The organism is Leisingera sp. S2M4 (assembly GCF_055398055.1).
The window spans coordinates 1351163-1367877 of sequence record NZ_AP040861.1; the positions used below are offsets into that span (position 1 = coordinate 1351163).

The 16715-nt window shown below is 67.5% G+C and carries 10 protein-coding genes; 6 read left to right on the top strand and 4 right to left on the bottom strand.

The genetic code is table 11. The annotated features are described in order from the left end of the window. Positions 1-126 precede the first annotated feature (126 nt). Positions 127-5586: an alpha-2-macroglobulin family protein gene (locus tag ACZ52D_RS06635; protein ID WP_464442913.1), complete on the bottom strand. Its 5460-nt coding sequence runs from the start codon at positions 5584-5586 to the stop codon at positions 127-129. 151 nt (positions 5587-5737) lie between these two features. On the opposite strand from ACZ52D_RS06635, the gene ACZ52D_RS06640 reads away from it, so the two are divergent. After that, a complete protein-coding gene (locus ACZ52D_RS06640) occupies positions 5738-8086 on the top strand; it encodes an ATP-binding protein (RefSeq protein WP_464442914.1) in 2349 nt (782 codons plus the stop codon). Positions 8087-8406: 320 nt separating this feature from the next. On the opposite strand, the gene yaaA is transcribed toward ACZ52D_RS06640, so the two are convergent. The 3 genes from yaaA to ACZ52D_RS06655 form a co-directional block, all read right to left on the bottom strand. Beyond that, positions 8407-9171 (bottom strand): peroxide stress protein YaaA, encoded by a 765-nt coding sequence (gene yaaA / locus ACZ52D_RS06645; protein ID WP_464442915.1) that lies wholly within the window; start codon positions 9169-9171, stop codon positions 8407-8409. 41 nt (positions 9172-9212) lie between these two features. Next, a complete protein-coding gene (gene recQ / locus ACZ52D_RS06650; RefSeq protein WP_464442916.1) occupies positions 9213-11270 on the bottom strand; it encodes a DNA helicase RecQ in 2058 nt (685 codons plus the stop codon). 203 nt (positions 11271-11473) lie between these two features. Further along, on the bottom strand, positions 11474-11761 hold the full coding sequence (locus ACZ52D_RS06655; RefSeq protein ID WP_222454624.1) for a YggT family protein: 288 nt from the start codon (positions 11759-11761) through the stop codon (positions 11474-11476). 133 nt (positions 11762-11894) lie between these two features. Between ACZ52D_RS06655 and ACZ52D_RS06660 the strand changes: the two genes are divergently transcribed. The 5 genes from ACZ52D_RS06660 to ACZ52D_RS06680 all read left to right on the top strand — a co-directional run bounded on the left by ACZ52D_RS06660 (position 11895) and on the right by ACZ52D_RS06680 (position 16478). Continuing rightward, entirely contained in the window at positions 11895-12443 is a 549-nt protein-coding gene (locus tag ACZ52D_RS06660) for an acyl-CoA thioesterase (RefSeq protein WP_464442917.1), read from the top strand. 50 nt (positions 12444-12493) lie between these two features. Continuing rightward, a complete protein-coding gene (locus tag ACZ52D_RS06665) occupies positions 12494-13858 on the top strand; it encodes an MFS transporter (RefSeq protein ID WP_464442918.1) in 1365 nt (454 codons plus the stop codon). Next, positions 13855-14724, top strand: coding sequence for a penicillin-insensitive murein endopeptidase (mepA, locus tag ACZ52D_RS06670; protein ID WP_464442919.1), 870 nt, complete (start codon positions 13855-13857; stop codon positions 14722-14724). Before ACZ52D_RS06665 ends, mepA begins: the two co-directional genes overlap by 4 nt. Then, complete coding sequence (locus ACZ52D_RS06675) at positions 14697-15611, top strand: esterase-like activity of phytase family protein (protein ID WP_464442920.1); 915 nt, start codon at positions 14697-14699, stop codon at positions 15609-15611. The genes mepA and ACZ52D_RS06675 overlap by 28 nt, the downstream gene beginning before the upstream one ends. A gap of 231 nt (positions 15612-15842) precedes the next feature. Next, on the top strand, positions 15843-16478 hold the full coding sequence (locus tag ACZ52D_RS06680; protein ID WP_464442921.1) for a queuosine precursor transporter: 636 nt from the start codon (positions 15843-15845) through the stop codon (positions 16476-16478). Positions 16479-16715 lie beyond the last annotated feature (237 nt).

Sequence of the window (16715 nt, forward strand, 5' to 3'; positions counted from 1 at the left end):
GAACCGCACACCATCGCAGCGGCCCGCCCGGCCGATAGGCCGGGCAGCGCCCGGCCCTCCCCACGGGAGGGCGCTTCGCCCCCTCCCAGGGCCGGGCGCTGCCCTTGGCTCTGTTGAACAGGCGTTTCACCTGACTTCCACGCGCCCGGTCCCGGTGCGGGCACGAAAGGCGGGGCGGTACATGTCCTCGACCGAGGCGGCGGGGTGGTGAAAGTCGCCCGGCGTCACCGCCCGGGCGATATAGGCCAGCGTCACCGGCTTGGCCTCGCGCAGGTCCAGCGCCGCCAGGAAGCGGTCGCTGCGGAACTCGGCATGGGTGGCGGCGGCGGGCTTCAGCCAGTCCAGATCACGCAGATCGCCGGAACGCAGCAGGTTGGGATTGTCGATCTCCACCCCGGCGGGCAGCGGGTCATTGACCATCAGCCGCGCGCCGGTTTCCTCATGCGGGGTGACCTCCAGCACGGTGACGAATCGGGTGCCGACTTCCAGCGTTTGCAGGTCCAGAGGCTCGCCCTCCAGCGTGTAGTGGCTGCGGCTGATCGTATAGCCCATGCCGCCCGCGGGCAGCGGCGCCTCGGGCACGCCGAGGGTGGTCAGGGTGATCTCGGCACTGCGGCCGCTGGCGGCGGTCAGCGCCAGATCCTGCACCTGCGCCCCGTCCGAGGCATGAACGAACGGCCCCGACACCGGCTGGCCGTTGACCAAGAGGCCGGAATCCTCGGGCGTGCGGGTCAGGGCGTGGGCGGCAAGCAGCGTCCAGGCAGCCTCCTGGGTGGAGCGGCGGCCCTCGGCAGCGGCCAGGCGGGCGGTGAAGGCCGCGCGGTCCACCGCCTCGGATCCGGCCTCGGCCGCCAGCGCCAGTACGCCTGCGGTGTCGCGCAGACCGGTGCCGAAATCAGCGCGCCAGAGACGGCTGTCGCCCTGCCCTTCGGTTGCAATCATCTGTGCGGAGCGGGCGAACATGCGGTCCGCGCGGCGCTGATCGCCATAGGCCGCCAGCGCCGCGCCTAGCTGGGCCGCGGCCAGCGGGGTGGCGAAGGCATCGCCCTTCACGTCCGCATAATAGCGCAGATCACCCATCTGCGCGGCGCCTTCACGGGCCAGCACCAGCAGCGCATAAGCGATATCCGCGCCGCCGCGGTCGAAGTCGGGGGCATAGTTGATGCGGTTGCGCAGGTTGTCCATCGCCTGGGCAAAGGCCTGCGGCGGTACCTCATGCCCCTGCGCCCGCGCGCGGCTGAGGAAGTCGCTGGCATAGGCATCAAGCCAGAACTCACCGCTCTCGGCCTGCCACAGGCCGAAGGCGCCGTTGGGGGCCTGGCGAGTCAGCACCTTGCGGATGGCGGCCTCGATGCGCGCGTTCACCGCCGGGCCGTCGCCCAGCCCCGCGGCCTTGGCCACGCTGCTGAGGTACAACAGCGGCATCGCCTGCGAGGCCACCTGTTCGGTGCAGCCATAGGGATACTGGTCGAGTTCGGCGAGCAGCCCCGGCACGTCGAACCGCGCCAACGGCCCGGTCGAGATCGTGGCGCGCGCGGTGCCGGGGCGCAGGCCGACAAAGACATCCTTGCTGAACAGGAAGCTGTCGCCGCCTGCCAGCGTGAAGCGGCGGGTCTGCGCCGCCACCGGATCATTGGCGCGCACCGGCAGCCGCAGCTCCTGGCGCAGCTGCTGCCCGTCCGGGGTGGTGAGCGTCAGAGCCAGCGTGTGGTCGCCCACGGTTTGCGCGGTGATCGGCAGCTCCAGCACCGCCTTGCCCTGTTCGGCCAAGGTGACGGAGGCAGGCAGACCGCCCAGCGCCAGCCCGCCCGCAGCTTTGGCAGAAAGCGCCATCGCACCCGCCGGGCCGTCGGCGTGGACGATCTCGATCCGCGCGCGGCTGCTGTCGCCGGGGGCGAGGAAGCGCGGCAGCGCGGCGGTGACCACCACCGGGTCGCGCACCAGCATGTCGGCCTCGGCCTGGCCCACGGCCTTGCCCGACCACGCCACCGCCATCAGCCGCAGCGTGCCATTGAAGGCCGGCAGCTGCATGGGGAAGGACGCCTCGCCATTGGCGCCGACCTGCACGGGGCCGGAGAACAGCGCCACCAGATCCTGCGTCGGCGGCGGTGACTGCATCTTCATGCCGCTGTCCGCATCGCCGCCCGAACGGATCCGCCCCATCGCCCCGTTGCCGGGGTCGATCAGGCGGCCGTAGACATCGCGCAGCTCCATCCCAAGCCGACGCTGGCCATGGTAGTGGGCGCTGGGATCGGGGCTGGCAAAGCCGGTGAGGTTGAGAATGCCGACATCCACTGCCGCCACGGTGAGCCAGACCTCCTCTCCCGCCGCGGCACCTTCGACGCGCAGCTGGGCGGTCTGGGTGCTGCGCGGGCGGACCACATCCGGCACGTCGATCGTGACCGAGAGCTGCTGGCCGGGCTGGGCAACGGCGGCATGGGCCAGCCCCAGCGCGCGCAGCGGACTGCGGCCGGTCTTGCCCGCAACCGGCTGGATCACCGTGGCGCTGACATAGGCACCGCTGCCCCAGTCGGCGGTCACCTCCAGCGGGATCACGGTTTCACCTGCGCCGACCTCCACTGCCATGCGGTGGATCAGCCGGTCCGACATCACCGAGACCAGCGCGGTGCCGGCGGCGGGCGGCACGATGCGCAGCCGGGCGGTCTCACCGGGGGCGTAGGTTTCGCGGTCCAGCGACAGTTCCAGCCGGGCGGGGGTTTCGCTGCTGCCCGCGGGCGCGTACCAGCCCGCGTAGAAATCATAGGCCGCGGCGGCATAGGCACCGTCGAGGCGCTCCACCACCAGTTCGTACCGGCCCCAGTCCACCGGCTGCGCCAGCGGCAGGGGGTTGGTGCCCAGCTGCGCCTCGCCGGTGGCGATGCGGCTGCGGCGGGTCACAGGCTCCCAGTTCCAGCTGCCGTAGAGCTGATACCACTGGTAGCGGGTCTCGACCCGGTTCAGGGTCCATTTCACCCGCATCGGCACCGGTTCGAGGTCCGGCGACAGGGCGATCAGCTCGAACCCGGCCTCGGAGCCTTCGGCGGCGACCTCGTCAAACTGCGGCTTGATGCCGATCACCGGGCCTGCGGGGCGCACCGGCAGCTCGAGGCTGCGCTCCACCGGGCGGGCAGAGCCATCGGCGACGCGGGTGATCAGGGTGGCGGTCAGCGGCTTGCCCTCGGCGGGCAGGCGGGCGGGCAGCGGCACCTGCAGGGCGGCGCTGCCGTCCGGGCCGGTCTGCGCGCCGCCGAAATATTCGGTCTGCACCGCGGCGGGCTCGTCATAGCGGCCAAAGCGGTAGCCGGGCCACTGCGCCAGCGTGTCAGCGGCGCCAAGGCGCAGCTCGCCCTCGATCTTCAGCCCGGCGCCGGGCGCGCCGAACAGGTAGTCGGCCTGCAGCGACAGCCGGGCAGCGCCGCCGGGCTGCAGCGCATCGGCATTCGCGACTTGGGGCGTGAAATCTATACGCTCGGGCAGGAAGTCCTCGACCAGGATCTGGCGGCTGGCGAGCGGCGGCGCGCTGAGGTCGGAGAGGATCTCCACCCGCCAGGTGCCGCGCGGGGCGGCGGCATCGGTGGCCAGCGCAAAGACATGGCCGCCCTGGTGCCCGCGGGCGGAGGTCTGGCGGCTGTATTCCACCCCGTCGGGGCGTTTCAGCACGGCGGTCAGCGGCAGGCCCTCGATGGCCTGCGCGCGGCTGTCGCGGGCCAGCGCGGTGACATGCACGGTTTCGCCCGCGCGGAAGGCATCGCGGGTGATCGCAAGGAACACGTCCACCGGCCCCGGCGCGGGCCGTCCGGCCACGCCGCGGTCGGACAGATCAAAGGCGGCATCGGTCAGCGACAGGAAGGTGAAATCCGTCTCCTCCGCCGCATCCCCGGTGCGGGCTGTGACCAGCGCAGGGGCCGCGCCGCCGCTGCCGCGGATCAGACCGGGCGCAAAGCGGACATAGCCGCTGGCGTCGCTGACCTCGGTCGCCATCACCTCGTTCGCGGCGGAGATCAGGCTGACCTCGGCACCCGGGCGCGGGGCGGCATCGGCCAGCCCCTGCACCTGCACATGCAGCCCGTCGCTGCCCGACAGGGTGCTGAGACCCAGCGCGGTCATCACGAACCACTGGGTGGCCCCTGCGTCCTCCTGCGGGTCGCTCCCCGGCACCCGCGCGCTGAGCGCGTAGAGACCCGGCTTCTGCCCCGCCAGCGCCTGCTCCAGCGGCAGGCGGCTGGTCATCACCTGGTTGAGCGCGCTGTCCACCTCGGCGCTGCCCTGCCAGATGTCCTCGGCGATCTCGGCGGCAAAGTGATCCTCCTGCCATTGCGACAGCGGACGGGCGAAATAGCCCTCCTGCAGGGTGCGCAGCACGTTGCGGCTGCTGACGCGGCGCAGGCGCAGGTCCAGCCCGGTCAGGTTCACGGTCTCCACCGGCACGGCTGCCTCGCCGCCCGCGGGCAGCACATAGGCACGACCCGGAAAGCGCACCTGGGGGGCACGGTCGCGCACGTAATGGGTCAGCTCGGTATCCTTGTAGAGCTGCTCGCCATTGGCGGCGGGCAGGCCGCGGCGCAGGGTGATGCGGTAGCGCTGGCCATGTTCGGCACCGTCGAGGCACAGCTGCCGCCCCGAGACGGTGACCGCCAGCGCCGCGCCGTCGAGACGCACGTAGTTTTCATACTCGGTGCCCGCCTGTTCCAGATCCTCGCTGAACTCGGCGCAGATCCGCGGCGCGGCGCTGTCGCTTTCAACCGAGGAGCCGGTGACGCGGAAGCCGTATTTGGCAATCGCAGCCTCCAGCCGTTCTGCGGGCAGCAGGCCCGGCGCGGTGTCCTCGGCCAGGCGCAGGAGATGCAGCATGTCCCTCCCGTGACCGCGGGCCTCCTGTGCGTCGGCAGCAAGGGCAAGGGCGTCGGCCTGCCCCGCAGGCGCCGCGGCGCGCAGGTAGCTGTTCAGGGCCGCGAGATAGGCGTCCTCGTTGTGGCGGTTGCGCGCCGAGCGGCTGGCGGCGTCGCGGGCAGCACGCAGGTGGTAGGCGGCAAAGCGGTTCCAGTCATCGGCGCTGTCCGACAGCACCACCGCCTGCCCCATCCAGTACAGCGCCCCCAGCGCATCGCCCGCAGCAATCCGGGCGCGGGCGGCCGCGGCGGCCTCGGCCGGATCGGTGGTGGCCAGGGGATAGCGCAGCCCCAGCATCTGTGCCTGGCGGCCGACCCGCTCGAGATCCGCCGCAGCCGCCGCCCCGAGACGGGCTGCACGCTGGTCGGCGGCCGCTTTCTGTGCCTGCTCAACCGGTTGTTTCAGGACCGCCATCGCCCCGTCGAAGGGGCTGGCTTGATGCATTGCGGACTTGGGAAAGCAGGAATTTGTGCGTTGGTTGAAAACAAATCCGACACACTCTGTCTGGGCCGAACAGGCGCGCGCGCAGGACATGATATCGCTATCAAAGAGCGGTTGCAGGTCCGCACCGTAAAAATCCTTGTTGGCAAAGGACTTGTAACGAAAATCCGGCAGGGCGGGATCACTCGCAACGGCAGGTGATACAAACAGTTTCGCGGCAAGACAGAAGAAAAATAAAGCAAACAAACGCGGCATGGCACCCTCCAAAACTGGCGACAGGCTGGCACGCGCTTAACGTCATGGCAAGATTCCCCGGCGTAACACCAAGAGAGCAGCATTCCTGCTTGCGGACGCGGATTTTTCCCGTGCGACGTTTGATGTTAATAGATTGCCGGAGTTTGCAGGGATGAGCCTTGCTGAAAAATTGGCGGAGGAGCGGCGAGCAAGACTGGCCGCAGAACGGTTGCTTGAACTGAAGCAGGCCGAACTGTCCGCTGCCAATCGCAAGCTGGGCCGCCACGCACTGGCACTGACCAAACAGATCGGCCAGACACAGGCCGAGGTCGCCACCGTCCGCGACGAAAACGCCAAGGTCAAATCAGACCTCACCACCGCCAACGAGAAGATCGAAACCGCCGAGCGGCGGCTGTGGCATTCGATCCAGGCCTTTCAGGACGGCTTTGCCTTCTTTGATTCCAACAGCAAGCTGATCGGCGCCAATACCGCCTACCTGAACATCTTTGACGGCCTCGAGGAGGTGGCGCCGGGGATCTCCTACATGCGGATCCTGCAATTGATGACCGACGAAGGGCTGGTCAACACGGGCGAACTGGCCGCCGATGCCTGGCGCGACATGATGACGGATCGCTGGCTGTCGGATTCGCCCGCGCCGATCATGGTTCAGCTGTGGGACGAACGCTATCTGCGGCTGATCGACCAGCGCGGCCACGGCGGTGACATGGTGTCTCTGGCGCTGGACATCACCTCGACCGTGCGGCACGAGCATGAGCTGCGCGAAGCCCGCGCCCGCGCCGAGGAGGCCAACCGGGCCAAGTCTGCCTTCCTTGCCAACATGAGCCACGAAATCCGCACCCCGATGAACGGTGTCGTGGGCATGGCCGAATTGCTGAGCGACACCGGCCTGGACGAGGAGCAGCGGCTTTATGCCGATACCATCAAGAGCTCGGGGGAGGCGCTGCTGGTCATCATCAACGACGTGCTCGACTACTCCAAGATCGAGGCCGACAAGCTGGAGCTGCACCCCGAGCCCTTCGATCTGGAGCGCTGCCTGCATGAGGTGGTGATGCTGCTGCAACCCACTGCGCGCGACAAGGGGCTGGCGCTGGTGGTGGATTACGACCTGTTCCTGCCGACCCGGTTCACCGGAGATCCCGGCCGGATCCGCCAGGTGCTGACCAATCTGGCGGGCAATGCGGTGAAATTCACCAAGGAAGGGCACGTCACGCTGCGGGTGACCGGCATCAGCGCGCCCGACAGCGAGATCTGCTCGGTGCATATCACCATCGAAGACACCGGAATCGGCATCCCCGCCGAAAAGGTCGACCACATCTTTGGCGAATTCAACCAGGTCGAGGACGAGCGCAACCGCAAGTTCGAGGGCACCGGACTGGGTCTGGCGATCTCCAAGCGGCTGATCGAATTGATGGGCGGTGAGATCTGGGTCGACAGCGAAGAGGGCAAGGGCTCCTGCTTTGGGCTGCGGGTGCCGCTGCCGCTGGAGGGCGATGGTGGCAACACGCTGCCGGAACTGCCAGAGACGCTGCGCCATGTGCTGCTGGTCGACGACCGGCCGCTGAACCGCGAAATCCTGCAGAAACACCTGTTGATGCTGGGCATCCAGGTGACGACGGCCGACAATGCTGCCGCTGCGAGGGCGGCGATCGGCAAGGATATCGACCTGGTCATCAGCGGACATAATCCCCCCGCGCTGGACGGGGTGGAGCTAGCCCGTGACCTCAAATCCGGCCCGCGGCACCATGTGCCCCTGTTGCTGCTGAACTCCAGCCCGCAGGCCTGCAACGGGCTGCAGGTGGGGGATCTGGTCAGCGGCATTCTGCAATATCCGACGCCGCGCTCGGACCTGTTCGACCATCTCGCCCGGCTGGGCCGGGAGGCCGCGGCACCGGCCTGCGACACCCCCGACCCGCATGGGGAACAGCAGGCAACGCCAGCTGCGGCAGGCGCCACGCAGGACCACGCGGACAACACGGGGCCCGGTCAGCGCGACCAATCCGCAGAGGATGTCACCGCGCTGCAGGCCACTCCGCCGCAGGCGGACAACGCACCGGACGCGCCCGCGCCGGTGTTGCGCCGCATGCGGGTGCTGGCCGCCGAGGACAACAAGACCAACCAGTTGGTGTTTCGCAAAATGGTCAAGGACCTCGATATCGAGCTGCGATTTGCCAACAACGGGATCGAGGCGGTGGAAGCGTTCAAGGCGTTCGAGCCTGATCTGGTCTTCATGGACATCTCGATGCCGATGATGGACGGCAAGGAGGCCACGGTCGAAATCCGCAAGATCGAGGCGGACACCGGGGGCCATGTGCCGATCGTGGCGCTGACCGCACATGCGATGACGGGCGATTCAGACGCGATCCTGGCCGCCGGTCTGGACCACTACCTGACCAAACCGCTCCGCAAGGCGCTGATTCACGAGAAGCTGCACGCCTTTGCGCCCGCCGACGCGCTGCCCCTCACGCCCGCCACGCCGCCCGCGGCTGCCGAAGCCTCCTGACCTCCAGCGACGTGAATTTCGGCGTCTGGCGGCGTCCGGCACGACATTACAACGGCAGGATTGCATCCCGCCCCGCACGCGGCCCAGCGGCAATGGTGCGCAAACAACGTGAGGCCTCAGCCCACGTCGCGTCGCTGCAGCCGCGCTTGTTCTCTCGGTTTTCCGAAATTCTCCCGCGCCCGCGGGCGCATCGGCTGCGCCGACACGCCCCTTGTGCGGCCTTGGGCCCGGCAGCGCGCAAGGCGCGCTGCCGGGCCCAACCGGGACGTTGCATTCCCTGAATGCGGCGGACCGGGCGGGAGGCGACCCGCCCCTGCGGGTCAAGCGCGGCGCAGGAAAACCGGCTTGTCCGGTTCCGACAGATCCGGCTGATAGGCATAACCGCCAGCGTCGAAATCCTTGAGGCTGGCGGCGTCGTTCAGGCGGTGCTGAATGATGTAGCGCGCCATCGCGCCACGGGCGCGCTTGGCGTAGAAGCTGACCACCTTGGGCGTGCCGTTCTTGTCTTCCATGAACACAGGCGTCACCACCCGCAGCTTCAGCGCCGACAGGTCCACCGCGCCGAAATACTCCTGGCTGGCACAGTTCACCAGCACCTGGGCGCCGGTGGCGGCGGCCTGTTCGTTCAGCGCCTCGGAAATCCGGCTGCCCCAGTATTCGTACAGGTTCTTGCCGCGCGGATTTTTAAGACGCGAGCCCATCTCCAGCCGGTAGGGCTGCATCGCGTCCAGCGGCCGCAGCACGCCGTAAAGACCCGACAGGATGCGCAGGTGGTCCTGCGCCCAGGCCAGTTCCTCCGCATCCAGCGAGGCGGCCTCCAGCCCCTGGTAGGTGTCACCGGCAAAGGCCAGCACTGCCGGTCGGGTGGTCTCCGTCGCGGGGTCTGCGGCAAACTCCTGAAAACGCGTGTAATTCAGCTGCGCCAGATCAAGACTGATGTGCATTAGCTTCATCAGTTCGGCCACCGTCAGCGCGCGTGCCACCTCTGCCAGCGCCACCGCGTCGTCATGCAGCGCGGGCCAGGTCATGTCCTGATCCCGTTCCGCCCAGTCCAGCTTCTTGGCCGGAGAGGTCACTACCAGCATGTCTGCCCCCGAATATCTGCCCTATGATCCTTGGCGCGATCTTATCCCGCGCCGCGCAAGACGTCCAGAAACGCCGATGCGAAACGTTCCGCGCGGCGCTCTCCCAGCAGCCGGGTCAGCCCGGCCTCGTCATCGGGGCGCATCTGCGCAACCTTGGCCAGAAGCGAGGCCGAGCAGGTCAGCGGCTTCAGCGTGCCGCATTCACCGCGGGCCAGCTGCGCCTGCACCTCCAGAAGCCGGTCATAGGCGGAGCCCGCATCGCGCCCGGCCAGCTTGCGCCGCGCCGGATGCAGCTGCTCAACCGCGCCGGTGATGACACCGAGGAAATCATCGCCGTAGCGTTCCAGCTTCTTGGCGCCGACACCGCTGATCCGCGCCATCTGGTCGAGGGTGTCGGGCCGCCTCTCGGCCATCTCGATCAGGGTGCGGTCGGGGAAGATCACATAGGCCGGCACTTTCTGCGCCTCGGCCAGCGCGCGGCGCTTGGCCTTGAGCGCCGACAAGAGCGGCGCGTCTTCCTCGGACACCAGCGCCTTCACCGCCGGGCGGCGGTCGGCCGACTTTATGGTGTCGCGGCGCAGCTCGATCGTCTGCTCGCCGCGCAGGATCGGCAGCGCAGCCTCGGTAAAGCGCAGCGCGCCATGGCGTTCCGGGTCGGGGCGCAACAGGTCGTAGCCCATCATCTGGCGGAACACCGCCTGCCACTGGCGTTTGCCGAATTCCTTGCCGCAGCCATAGACCGACAGCTGGTCATGACGCTTGGCCCGGATGCGGTCGTTGTCGACGCCAAGCAGGATGTCGATCAGATGGCCGGAGCCGAACCACTCCTCGGTCCTGAGCACGGCCGAGAGCGCCTTGCGCACCACCGTGGTGCCGTCGAACACATCCGCCGGGGTATCACAGAGGTCGCAGTTGCCGCAGGGCTCTGCCTCTTCGCCGAAATAGCCCAGCAGTTTCTGGCGCCGGCAGTGCAGCGCCTCGGCCAGCCCCAGGAGGGCGTTCAGCCGGGCGTGATCGGCGGCGCGACGTTCCGGCGGGGCGAGCCCCTCATCCACCTGGGTGCGGCGCAGGCGGATGTCATCGGGGCCAAACAGCGTCAGGGTTTCGGCGGGAGCGCCGTCGCGGCCAGCGCGGCCGATTTCCTGGTAGTAGGCCTCGATGGATTTCGGCAGGTCGGCGTGGGCGACCCAGCGGATGTCGGGCTTGTCGATGCCCATGCCAAAGGCGACGGTGGCCACCACGATCAGACCGTCCTCGCGCGCAAAGCGGGTCTCGACGATGCGGCGGTCCTCAGCCTCCATGCCGCCGTGGTAGAAACAAGCGGAATGCCCGTCTTCGCGCAGCGCTGCCGCCAGCGCCTCGGTCTTGGCGCGGGTGCCGCAGTAGACGATGCCGGATTGCCCCTTGCGGGCGGCGGCGAACTCGAGGATCTGGCGGCGGGGATTGTCCTTGGCGGCAAAGGCGAGGTGGATGTTGGGCCGGTCAAAGCCCCGCAGGAAGCTGCGGGGGGCCTCGCCATCGAACAGCTTTTCGACGATTTCCGCTCGGGTTTCCTGATCCGCCGTCGCGGTGAAGGCGGCCAGCGGCACGTCCAGCGCGCGGCGCAACTCGCCGATGCGCAGGTAATCGGGGCGGAAGTCATGGCCCCATTGGCTGACGCAATGCGCCTCGTCGACCGCGATCAGGCTGACACCGATGCGGCGCAACATGCCCATGGCCGCCCCCGAGGCGAGCCGCTCGGGCGCCATATAGAGGAGTTTCAGCTCGCCTGCCTCGATGGCGTTCCAGACCGCTTCGGTTTCCTCATCCGTGTTGCCGGAGGTGAGCGCACCGGCGGTGACACCCGCCTCCTGCAGGGCGCGGACCTGGTCTCGCATCAGCGCGATCAGCGGCGAGATCACCACCGTGACGCCATCGCGCAAAAGGGCAGGCAATTGGTAGCACAGGGATTTGCCGCCGCCGGTGGGCATGATCGCCAGCACGTTTTCGCCCGCGGTGACGGCGTCGACGATCTCCTCCTGACCGGGGCGGAAGGCGTCAAAGCCAAAGATCTCGCGCAGGATCGGGGTCGCGCCTGGCAGGGCTGCGGTGGCTATCATGGGGGCGGGTGGCCTCGGTGTGGTGTCTGCTCTTGCTTGGCAGGCACAATCCCACAGGAGGCATGGGGCGGCAAGGGGCGTTGAGGGGGCGTTTTCACGCTCAGGGCTGCGCCCGAGCCTGGGAGGCGGCGCAAGCACCCTGCCGTGGGGAGGGTCGGGTGCAGCCCGGCCTGTCGGCCGGGCGGTACGTCATTTGCGCAGTGTCAGTAGAACGCCGCGACGTTGTTCACCAGGATGATGCGCAGCGCGTAGACCGCGATCAGCACCACCAGCGGCGCCAGATCGAGACCGCCCATGTTGGGCAGGATCCGGCGCACCGGCGCATAAAGCGGCTCCAGAATGCGGTTCAGCCCGTACCAGATCTGCCCGACCAGCTGCTGGTGCAGGTTCAGAACCTGGAAGTTGATGAGCCAGCTCATGATCACATGGGCAATGATGAAGAACCAGACGATGTCGAGGATCAGCATCAGGATTTGGAACAGCGAGACCATCTGTGTTTCCTTCTTTAAATCAGCCTCACAGGTAAGCAGACAGCGCAAAATGTGCAAGGGTTCCGCAAGGTTGCGGTTGACGGGCTGTAAACGGGTGGCATCACGGATACATCTCATCAAGGAGCGTGTGCCGATGTACCCGATTTTCCGTCTGATCAAGGACACCATTCTCGCCAGCCGGATGGAGCCGCTGCCGATCACCGGCCTGCATGTCTCGCACCATATCTGCTGGCCCTGGGATCTGGACATGTGGATGGAGCTGAACAACGGCCGCACAATGACGCTTTATGACCTGGGGCGCACCATGCTGGCGCAGCGCGCCGGGCTGATCGGGGCGCTGAAGAAGAACCGCTGGGGGCTGACGGTGGCGGGTTCGTCGGTGCGCTATCGCCGCCGCATCCGCGGGTTCGAGAAATTCGAGATGCGCAGCCGCGCCGCGGGCTGGGACGAGAAGTTCATCTACGTCGAGCAATCCATGTGGAAGAAGAACGGCGACTGCGCCAGCCACGTGATGCTGCGCACCGCGGTCACCGACCGCAATGGCATCGTGCCGCCCGCCCGGGTGCTGGCGGCGCTGGGACAGGCCGACACGCCATCGCCCGAGTTGCCGAAATGGATCCTTGACTGGTGCGAAGCGGATGCCGGCCGACCCTGGCCGCCGATGCAGGACGGGCTTGCCTGACCCCCTGCCCGGCTGTCATACCTGAAGGCAACTATAACAAGAGGCCGGGTATGCAGCAGGTATCCACGCGCAAGCGGATCTGGGGGTGGTGGTTCTTTGACTGGGCCAGCCAGCCCTATCACACGCTGCTGGTGACCTTTGTCTTCGGCCCGTTCTTTGCAGCCGTTGCCACCGACCACTTCATCGCGCAGGGGCTTGCCGGAGAGGCCGCCAAGGCCGAGGCGCAGACCATATGGTCCCTGTGCCTGACGGTGACCGGGCTGATGATCGGACTGGGCGCGCCCTTCATGGGGGCGTTGGCCGATATTTCGGGGCGGCGGCGGCCATGGATCCTCGCCTTCTCGGCGATGTATGTGCTGGGCGCGGCAGGGCTGTGGTTCACCGATCCCGGCGGCAGCAACCTGTGGTGGATGCTGGTCAGCTTCGGGCTCGGCTTCATCGGAGCCGAATTCGCGCTGATCTTCGTCAACGCGCAGCTGCCCTCGCTGGCCGGGCGCGACGATGTCGGGGATGTGTCGGGATCGGGCTATGCCTTCGGCTATCTCGGCGGTGTGCTGTCGCTGTTCATCATGCTCCTGCTGTTTGTCGAACAGGCCAGCGGCAAGACCCTGATCGGTCTCAGCCCGCTGTTCGGGCTGGACCCGGCGGCGCGCGAGGGCACCCGGGCGGTGGGGCCGTTCACCGCGCTGTGGTTTGCCCTGTTCATGGTGCCCTATTTCCTGTGGGTGCGCGAAGGCCGCGCCACCGGACAGCGCGGCACGCTGGGCCAGGCAGTGGCGCTGGTGGTACAATCGGTAAAGAACCTGCGCCACCGCGTCAGCCTTGCCAGCTACCTCGGCTCGTCGATGCTGTACCGCGATGCGCTGAACGGGCTCTATGGCTTTGGCGGCGTTTATGCCAAGCTGGTGCTGGGCTGGCAGATCACCCTGATCGGCGTCTTCGGCATCGTCGCGGCGCTGGCGGCCACGGTGTTCTGCTGGCTGGGCGGCAAGGCGGACCGGCGGTTCGGCCCCAAGCCGGTGATCACGGTGTCGATCCTGGTGCTGAGCCTGGTCTGCCTGACCATCGTCAGCATGTCGCGGACGCAGATCTATGGCATCGCGCTACCGGAGGGGTCCAGGCTGCCGGACGCGGTGTTCTTTGCCTGCGGCGTGCTGATCGGCGGTTTCGGCGGCATCCTGCAATCGGCGAGCCGCAGCCTGATGGTGCGCCACACCGACCCGCTGAAGGCGACCGAGAGCTTTGGCCTCTACGGCCTGTCGGGCCGCGCCACCGCCTTCCTCGCGCCGGCGCTGATTGGCCTCGCCACCACTGTTACCGGCAGCGCCCGGCTGGGGATCACCCCGGTGATCGCGCTGTTTGCTGCCGGGCTGTTCCTGTTGTTCTGGGTAAATGGAGAAGGAGACCAAGGGTGAAACTGTTACTTGCCATCTGTCTGTCGGTGATCGGGTTCGCGGTTCCGGCAAGCGCGCAGACCCCGGCCAAGGCGCTGTTCGGTGCCAAGCCGGACGCCTCGCAGCAGCGGCCCGCGCCGTTTGGTTCCTACTCCAAGGGCTGCGTGGCCGGCGCTGTGCAACTGCCCGAGACCGGCCCCACCTGGCAGGCGATGCGCCTCAGCCGCAACCGCAACTGGGGCCACCCCGAGACGATCGACTTCATCAAGGATCTGAGCCAGTTCGCGGCCCGGCAGCGGGGTTGGAACGGGCTCTATATCGGTGACATCAGCCAGCCGCGCGGCGGGCCGATGCTGTCGGGCCACCGCAGCCATCAGATCGGGCTCGATATCGACATTTGGATGCGCCCTGCAGACCGCCTGAACCTGAGCCGCAAGGCGCGCGAGAACATCTCCTCGATCTCGATGCGGCGGGCCAAGGGCGCCTATGTGAATTCCAGCTGGACCCGCGCCCACCACGAAATCCTGAAGGCCGCCGCCAAGGACCGGCGGGTGGCGCGAATCTTTGTCTTTCCCGGCGCCAAGGTTCAGATGTGCAATGACGAGAGGGGCAACCGCAACTGGCTGCGCAAGATCCGGCCCTGGTGGGGACACCACTATCACTTCCACGTGCGGCTGAACTGCCCGCGCGGCGCGCGCGGCTGTGTCGAGCAAGCCCCGCCCCCCAAGGGCGATGGCTGCGCCGAAGCCCGGCAGTGGGTTGCCAATATCCTGAACCCGCCGCCGCCGAAACCGGTTGACCCCAGCGCTCCAAAGCCTAGACCGAGACGTGATTACACCCTTTCGGACCTGCCCCAGCAATGCGCCGCCGTTCTGCAATCAAACTGATCCTGCCACTGCTGGCCGCGGCCGGGCTGGCGGCGGCCGCCTATGCCGCCAAGCGCCCGGCGGACGCCGCGGTGCAACAGGCCCGGTATCTGGGCAGCTACAGCTGGCACCTGAAGCAGCCTTGGTTCGGCGGATTTTCGGCCCTGAAGCTGAGCGACAACGGACAGGCGCTGACCGCCCTCAGCGACCGGGCGACGTTGGTCACCAGTCGCATCCGCCGCCGCGACGGCCAGATTGCCGCCATTTCGGTCACCGCCGCCCATCCGCTGCTCGCTTCGAGCGGCAAGGTGCTGAACGGCCCCTCCGGTGACAGTGAAGGGCTCGCGGTGGCCGCCGACGGGGTGCGCTACATCTCGTTTGAAGGCACCGCGCGGGTGGCACGGTATCAACACCCGCAGGACCGGGCCGAGGTGCTGCCCCGCCCCGGCGCCTTTCGCAAGCTGCCGCGCAACAAGTCGCTGGAAACCCTGGCGATCGATCGGCACGGTCATCTCTACACGCTGCCCGAACGGGCATTGGACCAGCAGGGGCAGATCCCGGTCTGGCGCTGGAACGGGCGCAAGTGGTCACGGCCCTTCAGCCTTCCGCCGCGCGGAGGATTTCTTCCGGTGGATGCGGATTTCGGCCCCGACGGGCGTTTCTACCTGCTGGAACGCGACCTGACGCTGCTGGGCTTTCGCAGCCGCCTGCGCCGGTGGGACATCACGGCGGAAGGGCCCGGGAACGAGGTCACGCTGTTTCAGACTGCGGCCGGCACCCACGACAACCTCGAAGGGCTGTCGATCTGGCGCGACTCCACGGGCGGGCTGCGCGCCACCATGATCTCGGACGACAATTTCCTGCCCCTGCAACGCACAGAGCTGGTGGAATACGCATTGCCGCGCTGACCGGATGCGCCCCCTGCGCCGCGCCAGCGGCGCCCGGCCCAACCGAAAAGGCGCAATCGCAGATGCGCCGTCTTCGGGCGGGAGCGCACGCCCCCGCGTCTCCGCCAACTGGTCGCGCCGTGCAACCGCGATATGTAATCCTTGCAGCAGCAGCCCAGCCGGTGTAGGAGGGCCAGTCTTTCGCTTCGGCGGAACAAGTCTCCGCGACCTTGTATAAAAAACGGATCCAAAATGACCCGCACTTACCTTCCCGGCATTCTTGCCATGGCCGCCGTCGTTGTGGCCTCCAACATCCTGGTGCAATTCCTGTACGGCCAATGGCTGACCTGGGGCGCCTTCACCTATCCCATCGCCTTCCTCGTCACCGACGTGATGAACCGCGTCTATGGCGCGGCGGCGGCGCGGCGGATCGTGGCCGTCGGCTTTGTCGTCGGGGTGATCTGCTCGCTGATCGGCACCCAGATCATGTTGCAAGGCGACGGCTATACCTATCCGGCCGTCACCCTGCGCATCGCGCTCGGCTCTGGCCTCGCCTTCCTGACCGCGCAGATGCTCGACGTGGCCGTGTTCTCGGCCCTGCGCGAGGGCAAGTGGTGGCGCGCGCCGCTGGCCTCGACGCTGGTCGGCTCCTCCGTCGACACCGCGCTGTTCTTCACCATCGCCTTCTCCGGCGCGCTGAGCTGGCTGGAGCCGGGCAATGACGTCTCCTGGGCCGGCGAGATGCTGCCGCTCCTGGGCAGCGGGCCGATGGCGCCACTGTGGGTGTCGCTGGCCCTGGCCGACTGGATGGTGAAATTGTCGCTGGCGCTGCTGGCGCTTGTGCCCTTCCGCATCATCGTGCGTAAACTCAGCGCAAGTACCACATGATTTTGTTTTGACATCTGCCGAATCTATGGCAGGCTGAGGTCACACGAAACATTCAGAAAGGAGGTGCCCATTGTCTAGAGAAGCTATGGAGAGCAGTACCGGAACAGTTCAGAAGGAGTGCGGCCGAGGCAGCCCTTGGCGCGTATAGAACTCTGAATTGGTGCTGACCTAACCGGTGCACCTCCTATCATCTCGAAGGGCTGTTCCCGCGTGTGGGAACAGCCCTTTCGATTCCTG

What these genes read in the sequence shown, in the direction of transcription:
- ACZ52D_RS06635 (WP_464442913.1), bottom strand. Translation starts at nt 5,586, where the DNA reads ATGCCGCGTTTGTTTGCTTTATTTTTCTTCTGTCTTGCCGCGAAACTG.
- ACZ52D_RS06640 (WP_464442914.1), top strand. Translation starts at nt 5,738, where the DNA reads ATGAGCCTTGCTGAAAAATTGGCGGAGGAGCGGCGAGCAAGACTGGCC.
- yaaA (WP_464442915.1), bottom strand. Translation starts at nt 9,171, where the DNA reads ATGCTGGTAGTGACCTCTCCGGCCAAGAAGCTGGACTGGGCGGAACGG.
- recQ (WP_464442916.1), bottom strand. Translation starts at nt 11,270, where the DNA reads ATGATAGCCACCGCAGCCCTGCCAGGCGCGACCCCGATCCTGCGCGAG.
- ACZ52D_RS06655 (WP_222454624.1), bottom strand. Translation starts at nt 11,761, where the DNA reads ATGGTCTCGCTGTTCCAAATCCTGATGCTGATCCTCGACATCGTCTGG.
- ACZ52D_RS06660 (WP_464442917.1), top strand. Translation starts at nt 11,895, where the DNA reads ATGTACCCGATTTTCCGTCTGATCAAGGACACCATTCTCGCCAGCCGG.
- ACZ52D_RS06665 (WP_464442918.1), top strand. Translation starts at nt 12,494, where the DNA reads ATGCAGCAGGTATCCACGCGCAAGCGGATCTGGGGGTGGTGGTTCTTT.
- ACZ52D_RS06675 (WP_464442920.1), top strand. Translation starts at nt 14,697, where the DNA reads ATGCGCCGCCGTTCTGCAATCAAACTGATCCTGCCACTGCTGGCCGCG.
- ACZ52D_RS06680 (WP_464442921.1), top strand. Translation starts at nt 15,843, where the DNA reads ATGACCCGCACTTACCTTCCCGGCATTCTTGCCATGGCCGCCGTCGTT.